Here is a 17,393-nt window from a genome sequence, read left to right on the forward strand (position 1 = left end):
GTCATGACATCTGCTCACAATGTATTGTTAAATGGATAGTGACAAATATTTGCTGACTGCCCACTGAGGCTTAAAACGCTGACACGCCGCCATCAACCGCAATGCATTGTCCTGTCATATAGGTGTTGGCGGGTGATAACATCATTAACATCACCGCGACGATTTCTTTTGGCTCACCTAAACGATTCATTGGCGCGCCACGGGCCATTTTCTTTTGCTTTTCTTCGTCAGCAAAGTTGGTCACCATCGGCGTTAGGGTAAAGAATGGGCATATTGCATTAATACGAATATTCTCGCGGCCGTATTCAACTGCACCCGTCTTGGTTAAGCCAATAACAGCATGTTTTGCCATAGAATAAGCACTGCCTCGAGCAGCGCCACCTAAACCGGCCATTGAACTGACATTGAGAATAGCGCCCTCGCCTTGTTTAAGCATTTGTTGTATTTGATGACGCATGCCAAATTGCACACCTTTGACGTTGACAGCAAATTGGCTGTCCATAATGGATTCTTCAATGTGATGCAGCGGCATAAACTCGTGCGCGATACCGGCATTATTGACGCCAATATCCACTCGACCAAAATATTCAATCGCGGTATCGACCATCGCTTTACAAGATTCATTTTTGGACACATCGCATTTCATTGCGACCACTTCAGCACCGGTCGCGGCAATAGAATCTGCCACTTGATGCACGCCAGCTTCGTTAATGTCACTGATGACTAACTTAGCGCCACGTTTGGCTAACTCTTCGGCCAATAATTTACCAAAACCTTGTGCGGCGCCTGTAATAACGGCGACTTTGCCCGTAAAGTCTAATAATGGATCCATGCGAGTAACTCCTGTAATTGATGGTCTTATTGTTATATTGAGTGTCTGTTTATCAATTTTTTATCATTTTGTTTTTAGCTTAAATCTTAAGTATTAAGTATTAAAGATTAAAATGAGTGTTAACGTCGCGTTATCACGGTAGATGTCGTTGATAGAACGCTGTTATTTCTCTTGTGCGACAACCTGCAACGCCATTTGTGCCAGCGGTTCAACGAACGATCCGACTTTATTAGCATGTTCATTTGATGCATTGCCTTCTGCAGCGCGTTTTGCCACTCCTTGGGCAATTGCCGCTAAACGGAAGAAACTAAACGCAAGATAAAACACCCAGTTTTCAATCCGTTCAATGCCCATGCGGTGGCAATATAAATCGACATATTCTTGTTCAGTCGGAATGCCTAAGCTGCCACGGTCGACGTCTTTTAAACCGTCAATACTGCCCATTCCTGCTGGCATACGTAATTGCATGCATTGATAAGCAAGGTCGGCATATGGATGACCTAATGTCGATAATTCCCAGTCGAGCAACGCAATAACCTGTGGCTCATCTTTGGCAAACATCATGTTGTCTAATCTAAAGTCGCCATGGACTAAACACACTCGGCCATCATCTTCGGGTAAATTATCTTCAAGCCACTGGCTTAGCTGGTCCATCGCGGGTATTTTTTTTAGCTCGGTCAACCGATACTGTGATGTCCAGCGAGTTAATTGACGCTCAAAATAATTTCCTGCTTTACCATAATCAGTTAAGCCAACCGCATTCACATCAACACTGTGCAATGCAGCTAATACTCGGTTCATTTCGTTATACATGGCTGAGCGGCGCTCATTGGTGTCAATCTCAGCTAACGATGCGCTCCAATAAACGGTGCCATCGCAATATTCCATTAAGTAAAACATCGAACCGATAACAGAGATGTCTTCACACAGATGGAATACTTTTGCGACCGGAACTTCGCTGTCTTTTAATGCATTAACGACCCGATATTCGCGATCTACAGCATGAGCAGACTTTAATAACTTGCCTGAAGGCTGACGGCGTAATACATACACACCCGATTTTGCGGTGACTTTAAACGTTGGATTAGACTGACCGCCGGCAAACTTTTCTAAGGTAATCGGGCCTTCAAAACCCTCAACTTGATTTTCTAAGTAAGCAGTCAGCTGTTCATTATTAATTGATAATACTTGGGGCATTTAGCAATACTCTTGTTGTTATTCTTAGTCATTAGATTGCAGTCATTGGATCGCAGTCATTAAAATTAGTCAGCTTGAATCAGTGTTTACGATCCAATTTTTATGACTCAATGTTTAGCAATCAATGCTCATAAATGATTGCGATCTGACTGGTGACACGGCATTCAGATTGAAACGCAGTAATGCGTTTCAATCTGTTGCTCAATGTCTGCAACGTATCGAATTATTCTGCAATCTTTTTCACTAAATCACGGCCTAACTGCATCATATGCACTTGGTCTGGACCATCGGCTAAACGCAAAGTACGTTGGCCTGCCCATGCGTGTGCTAAGAAAGTATCTTGACTCACACCCACAGCACCATGGCACTGAATAGCACGGTCAATCACATCAAGTGACATGTTCGGCGCGACAATTTTGATCATTGCAATCAGTTCTTTGGCGGCTTTATTGCCGTCGGTATCCATTTTTTGCGCCGCTTTTAAGGTCATTAAGCGGGCTTGTTCAATCTGGCAGGCAGATTTAGCAATGTCTTCACGAACCGACTGTTGCTTAATCATCGGTTGACCAAACACAATACGTTCTCCAACGCGTTTACACATTAAATCTAATGCGCGCTGAGCGATACCAACTGAACGCATGCAGTGATGAATACGTCCAGGGCCAAGGCGGCCTTGGGCAATTTCAAAACCTTTACCTTCAGCAACAATAATATTTTCAACCGGTACGCGGACATTGGTAAACGTCACTTCGCCGTGACCTTCGGGAGCGTCGTTATAACCAAACACTTTCATTGGCCGCACTAACGTCACGCCAGGCGTGTTCATTGGCACAAGCACTTGTGATTGTTGAATGTAACGATTGCTGTTGGTTGGGTCTGTTTTGCCCATCACAATCATAATTTCGCATTGCTTACGACACGCGCCACTGATGTAAAATTTGCGGCCATTAATGACATACTCGTCACCATCACGTTCAATGCTTAACTCAATATTAGTCGCATCACTTGAGGCCACCTCAGGTTCTGTCATCGCAAATGCTGATCGAATTTTGCCTTCCAGCAATGGCTCTAGCCATTGTTTTTTCTGTGCATCATTACCGTATTTAGCCAATACTTCCATATTGCCGGTATCGGGTGCCGCACAGTTAAACACTTCAGATGCCCACATCACTTTGCCCATAATTTCAGCCAGTGGTGCATATTCTAAATTGGTCAATCCTGCACTGTATTTGCCGTACGCCACAGGCAGAAATAAATTCCACAATCCTTCTGCTTTCGCTTTGGCTTTTAATTCTTCCATTAACGGAGGCGTTGACCAAGGATCAAGCTCTACCTGTCGGTGCATTTCTTCTTCAACCGGAAACACGTTCAAATCCATAAAATCGGTTACACGTTTGATTAATGCTTGAACTTTTTCACTGTATTCAAAATTCATGTTCTACCCTTCTATTGGTCATTACGGTGTAATAGCAGTGCTAGAGTGAGGCTTAATATTTCAATTAAGACTCAAGCAGATCAGCAAACGTTAACTGAGTGACGTTAATGATTTTTTGTTAAACGGTTTAATCTCCGCGATGGCTTTGTGTTTAATTTTATTGACCCACTGCGGATCGACTAACAAGGCTCGGCCAACTGCGACTAAATCAAATTCGTCATTATTTAAACGCACTAATAACTCATCAATGCCAGTTGGATTAGACGTGCCAGATAAATCGGCATTGCCTTCACCAATAAAGTCAGCGTCTAACCCTACATTGCCAACGGTAATGACGGGCTTATTAGTGAGCTTTTTGGTCCAACCTGCTAAGTTAAGATCTGAACCTTCAAACTCGGGTACCCAGAATCGGCGGGTACTGGCATGAAAAATATCGACGCCAGCATCGCTTAGCAAACCTAAAAAGGTGGCTAACTCTGTAGGGGTTTGACACAGTTTTGCACTGTAATCTTGTTGTTTCCACTGTGAAAAGCGGAAGATAATCGTAAACGCCTCACCCACTGCGGCGCGAATGGCTTTAACAATTTCAACGCCAAAGCGAGTTCGATTTTCTAACGAACCACCGTATTGGTCATCACGTTGGTTAGTGCCTTCCCAAAAGAACTGATCCACTAAGTAACCGTGCGCGCCGTGCACTTCGATAGCATCAAAACCAATATTTTTAGCATCTAATGCGGCTTGTGCAAATGAAGCAACCACTTCATCGATATCATCTTGGGTCATCGCAACGCCATTTTTTGCACCGGGTTTATATAAACCTGACGGGCTATAGGCTGGTGCTTCTTTGTCTGGGCCAACACCGGGTTTTCTCACTGAACCTACATGCCAAAGCTGTGGAGCAATTTTGCCACCTGCGGCGTGCACTTCATCAACCACGAGTTTCCAGCCTGCTAATGCTGCTTCGCCATAAATTGCAGGTACATTTTCATAACCGTTGGCCGCTTTATGAGAAATAAACGTCCCTTCGGTGATAATTAATCCCACATCACCTTCAGCACGTCTGCGGTAATATGCTGCAACATCTTCATTAGGAACGTAGTTTGGTGAAAACGCACGTGTCATTGGTGCCATAACGGTTTTGTTTTTGAGTGACAGCGATTTAGTGCTAAATGATTCAAATAACTTATCGATGCTGGTGTTTTTGTCACTGTTCATGTGGATGTCCTAGCGTGTTATAGTTTTTTATTCATCTGTTATTTTTTCTGATACTAATCAGGCTATTACCCAATCAGATAACCGCCGTCGACATTGATGGCGGTACCTGTGGTGTAACTTGATGCGTTAGATGCGAGATACAACACAGTGCCGGCCATTTCGTCTGGTTGAGCAACGCGCTTCATTGGCACGTGGTGCATCATTTGCTTCAAAATGGCTGGGTTATCGACTAATGCAGAAGCAAACTTAGTATCTGTTCCGCCGGGTAATAAAGCATTCACGCGGATATTGAATTGGGCGCATTCTTTTGCGAATGCTTGAGTCATTGAAATAACAGCCGCTTTAGTAATAGAGTAAATACCTTGGAAATCTCCTGGGATAACACCATTAACAGACGCCACGTTAATGATTGAACCACCGCCACTGTCTTTCATTAATTTTGCGCCTTTAGTCGACATAAAGAAGTAACCACGAATGTTAACGTCGACGGTTTTTTGAAAGGCGATTAAGTCTGTATCAATAATGTGACCAAAATATGGGTTAGCCGCAGCGTTATTCACCAGAATATCTAATTTGCCATGTTGCTCTGTAATGGCGGCGAAAATCGACTCTATTTGATCCATGTCGCCAATGTGACACGCGATGGCTTGTGCACTGCCGCCGGCTTTAACAATCTCATCAACCACTATCTGGCAAGCTTCAATTTTTCGACTTGATACAATCACATGAGCACCGTACTGAGCTAATAGTTTGGCAACACTTTCGCCAATACCACGACTTGCACCAGTCACTAAGGCAACCTTCCCTGTTAAATCAAACAAATTGACATTGTTCATGTTTTTTCCTTTATATTTTTGATTAATGGTTCAAAGCGCTAAAGAGCCTCGTGATTACCTAAAGGTTACCCAGTCATCGCCAGCCTGCTCTAAGTGACTGTAGTTATTAAAATAATCAACACTCAACATGTTTTCAGAAAATAACAGTTTAGTGACACCTGTATTTCTAGCCTGCTGATTCAAGGCTAATGTTTGCTGATCGTTCAATTGTAAAATGTGTTGCACGATTGCTGAAATAGTCCCTCCTGAAGTAAACACTAAAATGTCTTTTGATTTTTTTGTGTTATTTCCAGCGGTGGTAATCTCACGCTTTTTTGCTAATTCTTGTTCAATAATATTGTGCAGAGCCCGAATACAACGCGCTTTAAATTGTGGCCAACTCTCTTTGTATTCATGATCTTTATCACCAGCAATCCAACGACTGAGTGCTTGAGAAAATTCTTTTTGTAGCGTTTTATTCGGTTCATTACGTTGACTAATTTCTAGACTCATTTCTGCAAAGTTTTGCCACTGGTCATTGTACTTTTTTAAAATATCTACATGGTCAAACTCATTAAAGCCAGAATGGATAATCATGGGTGTTGATTCACCTTGGTATCCTTTTACAAAGCTGGTTAACGTTTGGCCATGACGCAATAAATCACCACTATAAAACTTGCTGGGGATAGCCCTAGCGCGCCAGTACTGACCTAATATTGTCGCTTGCTGGCTACCTTTATCTGACAGTTGATCGTAATCAGTGCTTCCAAAAGATGCCTGCCCGTGTCGAATCAAATAAATTGCTGCCATATTAGGTCTCTAACTGATTAAAATGATGGTTCAATACAAAAGTAAAAAATTAACTCACTGTTTAACTTATTGTTTAGATTGTCGTTAATCTAGGTTTAACAACCTTGAAAGCAATATTGAATTATTTTCGAATATCTGTAGTAGATGTTAATAATGAATACTTTTAGCGTATATTTAGCCATTTTTTGTACTGCACCGAATCTACTTGACTATGCTAATAGCAACATCTAAATTGAACAAATGAATAGTTCTAATACCCTACTATTTATAATTTAAATAGTAGATGTTAGATCTAAAATAGCAGATATGAGTTGAGGTGCTCTCAACGTACACCGTGAGATCACTGGAGTGAGTATGAAAATTGATTTGAATTTGTTTGTGGTTTTCGATGCGATTTATTGTGAAGGAAACATAACCAAAGCAGCGTCAGTGCTAAATTTATCGCAACCAGCAGTGAGTCATTCATTAGGTAAATTACGCACTCATTTTGATGATGCTTTGTTTATCAGGCAAGGCAATGAAATGCGGCCAACACCGGTGGCAAAGAATGTCATTGATGACGTGCGCGAAGCATTACATCAACTACAGGTGTGTTTAGTACAATCGCGGCAGTTTGAACCCTTAACCTCACGTAAGAGTTTTTCACTGTCATTACATGGCTCGATAGAACCTTACTATTTACCGATATTGCAGCAAAGTTTGTCGTTAGAGTCTCCGGCAATCAATTTACGCAGTAATAAAAGGGTCAGACGAACGGAACTCGAAAACAAGCTTGCCAGCGGTGATATTGATTTGGCAATTGATACCTTAATCCCTGTCAGCAATAACATTATGCACACCCAATTAGAAGTAGACCAACTGGTTGTTGTTGCTCGTAAAAACCACCCAGCTATTACACCAGAACTTGATTTAGATACTTACCTTCGTTTAGATCACGTGCTAGTTTCATCTCGCTCAACGGGCCCTAGCTTGGAAGATTTTGAACTTTCTCGCATTGGTTTGCATCGTAAAATCTCATTACGTTGCCAGCATGCTTTATCAGCGTGCCAAGTCATCTTAAATAACGATATGTTGCTCACATTACCTAAAACCGCCGCAGCCATGTATAGCAAGATGCTTGATATTGCTATTTACCCTATGCCAGTGGAATTACCTGATATTGGCGTGCATTTATATTGGCATGTTAACGTCGACAAAGAACCGGCTAACAAATGGCTTAGAAACAAAATGATTATTGCGGCAACAAATACTCGCATAGAGAAAAATTGACATTCATATAGGTAATGATTGAGCTTAAATGCCAACTATATTTTTTCACGCAATATATAAGGGCATGCCCCTTATATATTGCCGTTTAATTAACACTGCAGGTAATTATCCATCAAACTGTGTTCTTGCAGTAAATTGATATGTTCACCTAATAAACCTAAATACTGTTCAATCAATTTTATACACTAAGAGTTGCTGATCCATTGCCTAATATCGACATCGACAACTAAATTTAACAGCTCATTTTTTGACGGTTCATCGAGTTGATGAGTTAATGATAAATTGACAACATACAAAATTAATCCCAGAGTATTCACGTTTAATCCAGTGGCATTAAAATCCGGTTTATCTTGCATTAAAATCAGTTCACATAGATCAAGTGGGTAACCCCAAAGTGTCAAGATATAAACCGTCAAGACAGTCGCATCTGCAAGCATGGTATGAGTGTCATCTGAATCAAAATCAACATGCTCGTTTGTTTCAGACATTAGCACTAAATGGCCAATACCACTGAGTAAAGCCGCTATAAAAACAACATCTTGCTGCTCAACGCTAAATCCCATCGACTTACTTAACTGACGACATAATCGAGAATAATTAAATGACCATTCATTAATTTTTTTATGTGCTTTTTCTGGCACTCTTAAGGCTAATGCTTGATCAACGACCATACTAACAACGATCGTTTCAGTCATTTTAAGACCTAAACGTTTTATGGCCTCTTCCAAACTCACAGTCTTGCGGCTGTAGCCTAAGAAAGCTGAGTTTGCGATTTGTATCAGCTTGGCAGCGATAACACTTTCCTGGTGAATTATGTCCGCGGCATGAGAGATATCAACTTCTTCATTGGCGAACATAGACTGAATTTGTCTCGCGATATCTGGTAATGCAAAAAAGTACCCGATACGACCCAGTTTATTTCGTAGAGGTTGTTCTATCTCTAGGGTATTTAAGTGTTCTAATGAGCAAAAAACATCATTTATGTCTTGTTGTGTAAAAGGTTTTTTCAACACAAAATGGGCAATTTCTGTTACTTTAGACACAACATCCTCGGCGGTGTCACCGGTTAATAACACCCGTAATGCCGACGGCATTATTTGAGAAACCTGTTTTAGCAGCTCATCACCATTAATATCTGGCATTAAGTAATCACAAATCACGGTATCGACAATGGCCCCATCAGGCAAAGCCTGCTGCCAATGAAGTGGATCACTGCATAAATAAAATTGCCAATGTGGTTTGAGACGACTTGCGACTCTATTTAGCGCTTTAAGCATAAAAATATCGTCATCAATAAACAGTACAGTTAATGTTTTCATAAATCACCCATTAATCTGGCAACTGAAAAATTAGGATCAGAAATTAAAGAAATAAACTGCTCCTCTTTTTGAGGGCGAGCAATAACATAGCCTTGGATAATGTCACAATTCAGCCGTTCAAGAATTGGAATTTGGTCAAAATACTCTACTCCTTCAACCACCACTTTCATACCTAAATCATGGGCCATACGAGTAATGTTAGCGATCATGCTTTGAGTGTTTAAATTACTGGCAATGTCGATGATTAAAGACCGATCTATTTTAAGAACATCGATTGGCAATTTTGATAAATAAGACAAAGATGAATAGCCCGTACCGAAATCATCAATCGCAATACTGATCCCTGCTTTTTTAAGTCTAGCCAGTTTCTCTGCACTTTCTTCAATATTATCAACCAACCATGACTCTGTTAATTCAAATTCGAGAATTGACATGTCGATATCGAAACCTTTCAATAACGCTTCGACTCTTGGTATAAAATCGGGTTCAGATAATTGCTTTCCAGAAATATTAACAGCAACATGATCGAGAACGATTCCGTTTTTAAGCCAATTTGAAATCGCTAAACAGGTTTTTTCAATTACCCAGTAGCCTATTTCAATAATTTGCCCTTCTTGCTCCGCTATTGGAATAAATACGTCTGGAGAGACCATTCCTAACTCTGGACTATTCCAGCGTAACAGTACTTCACAACTAGCAATTTTACGTAATCTTAAATCGTACTTAGGTTGAAAATTTAAAAATAACTCTTGATTTTCAATGGCATGATACAAGGCTTTACTTGTAAATAATTGTTTGCGTTTCTGCTCGATGATTGAGTCGTCAAAACGCATGTAAAAATGAGAGTTTCCATTACTATGCAGTCTGTTACTGACCAATGCATTACTGAATAACTGCTGTGCACTCGCGCCATCACTTGGAGCAATGCAATAGCTAATCGTAAATTCAATGCGTACGGTTTTTTCAGCATATTTTTTGTCAGTAAACGATGAAAAAATATTATCTAGTTGACTGTGTAATTCAATCTCCGATACATAGTTAGCAACAAGAATCACAAAATATTCATTCGGTAATACAGATATTCGGTGATTAAACCTTTCACATTCCATTATTAATGTTGTGTGTATCTCATTAAATAATGCAACAGAATCAATATCGCCTAGCATATCAGCCCAATAGCCATAATTTTTTAGATGTATAGCCACCAAAGCAAATGATTTATCTGTCTCAAGTAATGTTTGCGCAGTGCTTAATAAACTTGTTTGATCGATTAGCGTTTTTGACTCACAAAGGACATTATTATCAACGTCTGACGCCATTGAAATGGAAAAAAATCTAGAATTATCGGTCACATGCTTAAGGCTAAACATAACACTTTCGCCTTGAGTCGTTTGTAATGTCGGGGTTTCAACGTTAGGGCTAAATAAATAGTCAATGCAACGATCAGTACAATACGGAAATAGGTCATTTAATAATGTATTTTCGTTTCTTATTGCAAGTATCTTTTTAGATAAGCCATTGAACCTACCTATTTGACCATGTGGAAAAAGCTCGATTACAGCTTCATCACTGCTGGCGAGTAGATCAGCAATAATACTTCTTTGTTGTTTACTGTGGTATTGACAAAAGGCCTTCTCAACCTCAATAACAAGTGCATTGTCGTCCCATGGTTTTTGTAAAAAACGAAATACAGTACGAGAGTTAAGCAGCGTTAATATAGAATTAAAATCAGACGAACCACTAAGCACCATACACACAGTATTAGGTTGCATAGATTTTATTGCTAGCAGTAAATCAGACCCATTCATCATAGGCATACGATAATCTGAAATAACGACAGGACATGCTTCTTTAGACATGATCTCTAAGGCTTCTTTGCCGTTATCAGCAATAAATACTTGATAACCTACACGCATGAACAATCTTTTTAACGCTCGTAATATGGACTGTTCATCATCAACAATGAGTAGCTTTTGCTTCATAATTTTACCCATTAATTAAAAGACTGTTGACTAAAGATCGCAGCTTGTCGTTATCAAACGGTTTTGATAATACCGCATCAGCACCTAAATCTAAGGCTTTTTGCAATTCATGTTCAGATAATCCAGACAACACAAGGATTTTTAATTCCGCTAATTCTGGCTGTTGACGAATAAATTGCAATACTTCAAAACCATCTAAACTAGGCATTGCAAGGTCAAGTGTAATCAAATCAGGTTTATCACTGAGTAATTTAACACCCGCGTGAAATCCATCTGCGGCAAAAGAGAAATAATAACCGCTTGATGATAAAACTCGGCGTATTGCATTTCTAATTTCAGTTTCATCATCAATAATTAAGATACGTTTTGGTGATGCAGAACCTGAGTCGGAATTAGTCTCTATATCCTCACAGTAACTCATTAATTCTTCAGGCATTGGCATTTTTTGTTGTTGTAAAAACAAAATAAAATCGTCCAGTAGCACTCGGTAATTACCCCTACCCGGCAATTTATGCCCTTTTAACCGACCTTGCGAAATCCAACGACTAACAGTCCTATGATGCACATCACAATACTGCGCAATGACACTGGGTCGTAACGTTTTCATACTTTATCACTCATCATAAAACTTGATTAGTTGTCATTTATAGCATAACTTAATCAATGAGACAAATGAGACATTGAAGACATCGGAAATTTAGGAACATATGAAACAATTAGAAACTGCAGATTTACCTGTAATTTTATGTGTAGACGATGAGACCAGTATTTTAAAGTCTTTACAACGTGTATTTTTTTCATCAAATGTTCAACTATTACAAGCGTCTAGTGGTAAACAAGCACTAGAAATAATGCAACAACACAAAGTGAACCTGATCATTTCTGATATGCGAATGCCAAATATGACAGGTGCAGAGTTTCTTGCACAAGCAGCCGTAATGCAGCCTGACAGTTATCGTATTTTGATGACTGGATACTCGGATATTCAATCTACTGTTACGGCCATTAATATCGGTAAAATTCATCGTTATATTCAAAAGCCTTGGGATAATACTGAACTACTTGCACAAGTTAATGAGGGGCTAGAGACTTATCGCCTAATTAAAAAAAATAAAGAACTGACAAAGAAAATTGCAGTCCAAAATAAACAACTAAAACAATTGAATACCAATCTAGAAGACACGGTACAGCAACGAACCCAACAACTAAAACAAAGTTTACAACAATATAAAACCTTGGCCAATAATCGAGGTAATGAACAGAAAGCCACATTAGAAGTGCTTTATAATTTAATTAGTATCAATCCGGAAATAAACGGTCAGTTTGCACTTAAAATCAGTGAAACCTGCAATAACATCGCTAACCTATTAGGCATCACTCCACCTGGAGTCGAAATTATTACTAAAGCAGGATTATATTCCGAGCTAGGCAAATTAGGGTTACCTTCTTATTGCCTGAATAAGCCATATGATGAACTGACTAGTGCTGACCAAAAACATTTTATGCGTCATCCTCAATTAGCAGAAGAGATTTTAACACCTGCCGTTCATTTATCTGTAATGAGTGAAATTATTGCTAGTCAATATGAACAATATAATGGTACCGGAGAGCCTTTACAGAGAGCGGGCAAAAATATTCACATAGGATCGCGAATTTTATCCGTTGCTAGAGATTTTTGGCATGAATTTCTGCCTAAAAAAAATATTCAAGAGCCGACAAAAGAACAAGTATATAAACTGATAATGCTTCAACAAGGTATTTTATACGACCCAAAAGTGGTTGAAGCATTGGGTAAGTTAATATTTAGTAATGAAAATAATAAAGAAAACATTCATTATTCTGAAGAAGAGTTCTCAAATGGCATACACATAGGAGAAATATCTATTGGTATGCGACTTAGTCAAAATCTCTATAATCGTAAGCATATGCTATTACTACCAAAGGGACATATCTTTTGTGCTAAAACAATCAATAACTTACAGAGTTATGAAAAGAGGCACAAAGAAACGTTACTGATAAAAGCAGAGAAAGTTGAAAAGTGACCTGATCAGGCAGTACAAAAGAATGTATAACTCGATAATCGCATCTACATTGTTACTATTTATCCACATATGTTTTAACGGTGAATTATTATGAAGAACATGTTAATAAAACTGTTTTTCTCAAAGGCATTTTCTACAAGACGCATGTGGTTCTTTATCTACGCCACATCACTTGGCTTGATTGCTAATACCATGGCAATTGACATTCCCATTGTTGTGCCGTTTCTTGTGGGTAATATTGCGTTTTCAATTATACTATTTCGATTAGGTTTCACTTGGTCGTTATTATCGTTAATCATTGTTTGCTTACCACTAGAAAGTCCATTAGTTATTGGTAATTGCGTTTTACAGTTAATGTTTCTTATGTGGCTTAGGCTCAATCTTAAGCAGTCTTTATGGCCCATATTTTGTATATATTCCATATCAATCTTTACCCTTGATTACCTATTGGGTAATGATTCTTTAAAAAGTACAACGATGTTATGGATCATTGCCACCATGTTACATTGCTGTCTTTTTGCCCTGTGTACCAAAACCGCATTGATGCTTAATACCATCACCATCACCCCATTAAATCAAAAACAGCAAAGTTTGCGTCTTCAACTGAGTCACCGAATTGGACTATACAGTGCAGTGCCATGCACAATATTGATTGCATTTATTTTGCAAGCAGCAATCGGACTGCATTTATCATCGCAACTACAATTTTATCAAGATGAGCAAAATGTGTTTGTGTCAAAAATAAAGCAGCACATAGAACGATATATCAGTAATACTGAGCTCGTTGCCAGCTTAGGACATAAAAATATAGATACACATACTCTCCAAACACTTAACGACCAGGAACCTGAATTTATCTCCACACTGGTGACCGATAAAAATGGCATCGTGACGCAATTTTACAAAGCTGGTGTATCGAAACTACCGGTTAACAATGTGTCTGTTACTGACCGCAGTTATTTCAGTCAACCCAAAACAATTAATACCAGCTTTGTGAGTGAGAGTTTTAAAGGTAGAGCCCTCGGAGAAGACCTGCTTTTTGCCGTGAGCGCACCTATTTATCTAAACGGTATTTTTGATGGCGTGGTCGAAGTTTCGGTCGTTCTAGACACTCTCACCAAAACATTAGCGTTTACAGATAACATCAGTCCAAACACGATTATACTTGATCGACAGTCAAAAAAGATATGGGGAAGCAATCACTTAGGGGAATTAGGCGATGTTTGGAATGAACACGCAATATTTGAACCATATCACCCTTCATTACTGCAACAGTTGTTTTTTAACACGGCAAAATCCATTGTTTTCACAACAGATGCTCGTTACATACTAGTAAAAAGCCATTTAGACAAATTAAATTGGTCAACAATACATTATCAAGAAACAACCCCTTTTATTGTTCGCTATTTAATTTATCTTAGTATCGCAATGTTATCTTCATTATTAGTATTGAAATATATCACTGCATTATCAGGTCGTTTAGTGCATAACTATACGGAAACACTCGAAAAAATTACAGAGTTCACACATCAATTAGGCACTGATAAACGAATCAATCAACCGCTGCATTTTAACTATTCGGCGCGAGAATTTGAGATACTGACTCAAAGTATAAACAACCTTAATGAACGTGTTATTAATTCAAGAGAAGCAATGATGAATTCAATGGCTGAAGTCAAAGCGTTGAACAATCAATTAGAAGACAGAGTGAAAGAAAGAACATTACAACTAGAACAAGAGCGCGACAGAGCAAATCAATTAGCAGCTATCAAGACTCGATTTTTAGCGAATATGAGCCATGAGATACGCACACCTATTACTATCATAAAAGGATTCACAGAAGAGTTACTTAACCACACAAATGGTGAAACCCAGCAAGTGTTGAACCGTATTCAGCAAAATACCTTACATCTACAAAATGTTATTAACGACATCTTAGATACCGCTAAAATTGATGAAGGTAAAATGACGTTAGATTTACAGCCTATCGGCCTTAGAGACTTTCTAGTGAATTCAATTGATAGTTCATCACAAATTGCTATATCTAAAGGCCTATCAATACAGTGCGCAATAGAGGACATATCTGACTTATATGTCCTGGTTGATCCCTTTAGGCTACAACAAATTTTACTTAATTTACTCAGTAATGCCGTTAAATTTACAGCCAATGGCACGATTATACTAAAAGCACATAAATCACCTGATAATACTTGTACTGTTCAAATCATAGATGAAGGTATTGGAATGAGTGATGAACAACAGCTCACTCTATTTGCAGCATTTAAGCAAGCAGACGTAAGCATAAGCCGGGATTATGGTGGCACTGGCCTAGGATTGTATATCAGTAAACAACTCGCTGATGCCATGGGGTTATTATTAACCGTGAAAAGTAAATTGGGTCAAGGATCCACTTTCACACTAACGTTGCCTACTACCAATACAAGACCCATGAGTAAGCCACTAGAACACGTTAACTCGACAACATTTACTCAACGAGTATTAGGCGGCACACTGCTTATTGTTGATGATGTAGAGGATATACGCCAACTCATTGCTGTTTATGTCAAACCGTTAAAAATGAAAATATTATTTGCTGAAAATGGTAGGCAGGCTGTAGATATCGTCGACAAAGATCAGCCAGATATTATTATCATGGATCAACAAATGCCCATTATGGACGGATACCAGGCTGCCCAAGTGTTAAGAAACAGGCACTTTACCAAACCCATTATTTCATTAAGTGCGGACGTATTTAAAGAAGAACACTCACCGAATACCGTCTCGCCTTTCAATGCAGTATTGAACAAACCCATTGATAAAACGCAATTATTGCAAACCATCACTCGATGTTTTGACAAGCATCAAACCAACGTATCAAAACCAGATAACGACGATGTAAAAACACAAGACGAATTAGACATGTTAAATGAAATTAAAAACTTACGCCTAGAGTATCTAGATAGTTTACGAGCAATGCCCGACCAACTCATCTTACTTGCATCAAGTGCAGATCACGATCAAGTTAAGAATTTATTTCACAAAATTAAAGGAACCAGTGCTTGCTTAGGGTTAGATAATGTCAGCGAATCAGCAAAACAAGCCGAAATAGGCTTAAAGGCTGGAGAAAATCTACATGACGTATGCAAAAAATTCAATTCTAGTTTAAATAAATTAATTACAGATTCAGATGCTTAGATGTGTTTTATCAATTTCACCTGGTGGTAATAAGGGTAAAATGATGGTAAAAGTCGTGCCAACATTCACAGACGAACTAACCGATATCTTACCGTTATGTTTTTGAATGATACTGTAGGACAAGGACAGGCCTAAACCAGTGCCCTGACCTACGGGTTTGGTCGTATAAAAAGGCTCAAATATTTTACGTATCGCGCTGTCACTAATACCACTGCCGGTATCTTTTATCTCAATAGTGACCTCAGTATCATCGCCGCGCACTGAGATATAAATGTGGCCTTTATTTTCGATCGCTTGTGCCGCATTGACCAATATATTAAGAAATACCTGATTCAGTTGCATTGGCTGGCATAACAATAGAGGTACAGACTCTTGATAATCGCGATGAATTTCGATTTTGTGTTTAAATTGGCTATTGGCAATTTTTAAGGTGCTTTCGATGCCATCAATGACATTACAGTTTTCCCATTCACTGCTATCAACATGAGAAAATGCTTTCAAGCTTCTGACTATATCGGTTACCCGTTCAATACCTTCGATAGATTCACTGACTAAATCTGGCATATCGTCGCGTAAAAAAGGATATTGCATGCGTTGTTGCATGTCTTGTTGAAGATTAATAAAAGTTTGATTTTTGGTTTTATCAATCACTTTTTCATAAAAACTAACCAGTTTTAGTAGCTTACTCGAGTAATCTTGTAAAATTTGTAAATTTGAAAAGATGAAGCCAATCGGATTATTAATTTCATGCGCAACACCAGCGGCTAATTGTCCTATTGCAGCCATTTTCTCAGATTGCAATAATTGATTCTGTGCAGCTTCAAGTTTATTGTTTAACTCTAGCAAAACAGAATGTTCTTGCGCCAGTTGTTGAGTTAATCCTTTTTGGCCTTGATAATAACTGGCAAGTTCAGTCACATCTTGCACAATCATACACACTGTTTTAACCGTATTATTAGACACATCCAATGGTAGAAACTCAATATTTTGATACATCAAGGTTTCTTCACCCGTAATTGGACGGCTACTGCCAAACACAAAAACGTGCGGCTTATGTTCCCAATAAGAAAAACTGGCATTATTTAATATAAAGACACTGTTGATTTTTTTCTTTAAATACGTAGCTTGGTCTGGAAACATCTCTAATAAATTGAGCCCTCTAACATCATCGCTGCTAATCTTGAGGCGATCGGCAAAAAAGTCATTCCAATACTCAATCTCAAACTGATCATTCAGCACACAAACACCTAATGGAAGTTTTGCGGTTAGATTCTGTAACATG

Annotated in this window: 13 protein-coding genes; 3 read left to right on the forward strand and 10 right to left on the reverse strand. The window is 38.8% G+C overall.

Going from position 1 to position 17,393, the window contains the following annotated elements; all coding sequences use genetic code 11:
- Positions 1 to 70 precede the first annotated feature (70 nt).
- The 6 genes from H5125_RS02440 to H5125_RS02465 form a co-directional block, all read right to left on the reverse strand.
- Positions 71 to 832, reverse strand: a complete 762-nt coding sequence (locus H5125_RS02440) for an SDR family NAD(P)-dependent oxidoreductase (RefSeq protein WP_182743440.1) — start codon at positions 830 to 832, stop codon at positions 71 to 73.
- A 162-nt stretch (positions 833 to 994) separates the two neighbouring features.
- Positions 995 to 2,029: a phosphotransferase family protein gene (locus tag H5125_RS02445; protein ID WP_182743441.1), complete on the reverse strand. Its 1,035-nt coding sequence runs from the start codon at positions 2,027 to 2,029 to the stop codon at positions 995 to 997.
- A gap of 223 nt (positions 2,030 to 2,252) precedes the next feature.
- A complete protein-coding gene (locus tag H5125_RS02450; protein WP_182743442.1) occupies positions 2,253 to 3,464 on the reverse strand; it encodes an acyl-CoA dehydrogenase family protein in 1,212 nt (403 codons plus the stop codon).
- A 90-nt stretch (positions 3,465 to 3,554) separates the two neighbouring features.
- Entirely contained in the window at positions 3,555 to 4,679 is a 1,125-nt protein-coding gene (locus tag H5125_RS02455) for an NADH:flavin oxidoreductase (RefSeq protein ID WP_182743443.1), read from the reverse strand.
- 65 nt (positions 4,680 to 4,744) lie between these two features.
- Positions 4,745 to 5,515 (reverse strand): SDR family oxidoreductase, encoded by a 771-nt coding sequence (locus H5125_RS02460; RefSeq protein WP_101087172.1) that lies wholly within the window; start codon positions 5,513 to 5,515, stop codon positions 4,745 to 4,747.
- Positions 5,516 to 5,569: 54 nt separating this feature from the next.
- Positions 5,570 to 6,304 (reverse strand): histidine phosphatase family protein, encoded by a 735-nt coding sequence (locus H5125_RS02465; protein WP_101087171.1) that lies wholly within the window; start codon positions 6,302 to 6,304, stop codon positions 5,570 to 5,572.
- 354 nt (positions 6,305 to 6,658) lie between these two features.
- Here H5125_RS02465 and H5125_RS02470 point away from each other — a divergent pair, with 354 nt between their 5' ends.
- Positions 6,659 to 7,573 carry a LysR family transcriptional regulator gene (locus tag H5125_RS02470; protein ID WP_182743444.1) on the forward strand — a complete coding sequence of 305 codons (915 nt, stop codon included), beginning with the start codon at positions 6,659 to 6,661 and terminating at the stop codon, positions 7,571 to 7,573.
- Positions 7,574 to 7,758: 185 nt separating this feature from the next.
- Here the strand turns inward: H5125_RS02470 and H5125_RS02475 are convergent, their stop codons facing one another.
- From H5125_RS02475 to H5125_RS02485, 3 genes are read right to left on the reverse strand one after another with little or no spacing between them, the layout of a single operon-like run.
- On the reverse strand, positions 7,759 to 8,892 hold the full coding sequence (locus H5125_RS02475; RefSeq protein WP_182743445.1) for an HDOD domain-containing protein: 1,134 nt from the start codon (positions 8,890 to 8,892) through the stop codon (positions 7,759 to 7,761).
- Positions 8,889 to 10,874, reverse strand: coding sequence for an EAL domain-containing protein (locus H5125_RS02480; RefSeq protein WP_182743446.1), 1,986 nt, complete (start codon positions 10,872 to 10,874; stop codon positions 8,889 to 8,891). The genes H5125_RS02475 and H5125_RS02480 overlap by 4 nt, the downstream gene beginning before the upstream one ends.
- Before the next feature lie 4 nt (positions 10,875 to 10,878).
- Entirely contained in the window at positions 10,879 to 11,481 is a 603-nt protein-coding gene (locus H5125_RS02485; protein ID WP_182743447.1) for a response regulator, read from the reverse strand.
- A gap of 100 nt (positions 11,482 to 11,581) precedes the next feature.
- Here H5125_RS02485 and H5125_RS02490 point away from each other — a divergent pair, with 100 nt between their 5' ends.
- Complete coding sequence (locus H5125_RS02490; RefSeq protein WP_182743448.1) at positions 11,582 to 12,916, forward strand: HD domain-containing phosphohydrolase; 1,335 nt, start codon at positions 11,582 to 11,584, stop codon at positions 12,914 to 12,916.
- A gap of 90 nt (positions 12,917 to 13,006) precedes the next feature.
- Positions 13,007 to 16,111, forward strand: a complete 3,105-nt coding sequence (locus H5125_RS02495; protein WP_182743449.1) for an ATP-binding protein — start codon at positions 13,007 to 13,009, stop codon at positions 16,109 to 16,111.
- On the opposite strand, the gene H5125_RS02500 is transcribed toward H5125_RS02495, so the two are convergent.
- A complete protein-coding gene (locus H5125_RS02500; protein ID WP_259395379.1) occupies positions 16,100 to 17,392 on the reverse strand; it encodes a sensor histidine kinase in 1,293 nt (430 codons plus the stop codon). The genes H5125_RS02495 and H5125_RS02500 overlap by 12 nt on opposite strands.
- Position 17,393: the final 1 nt, after the last annotated feature.

Origin of the sequence: Shewanella sp. SR44-4 (genome assembly GCF_014163715.1) — a bacterium.
Taxonomy (GTDB): domain Bacteria; phylum Pseudomonadota; class Gammaproteobacteria; order Enterobacterales; family Shewanellaceae; genus Shewanella.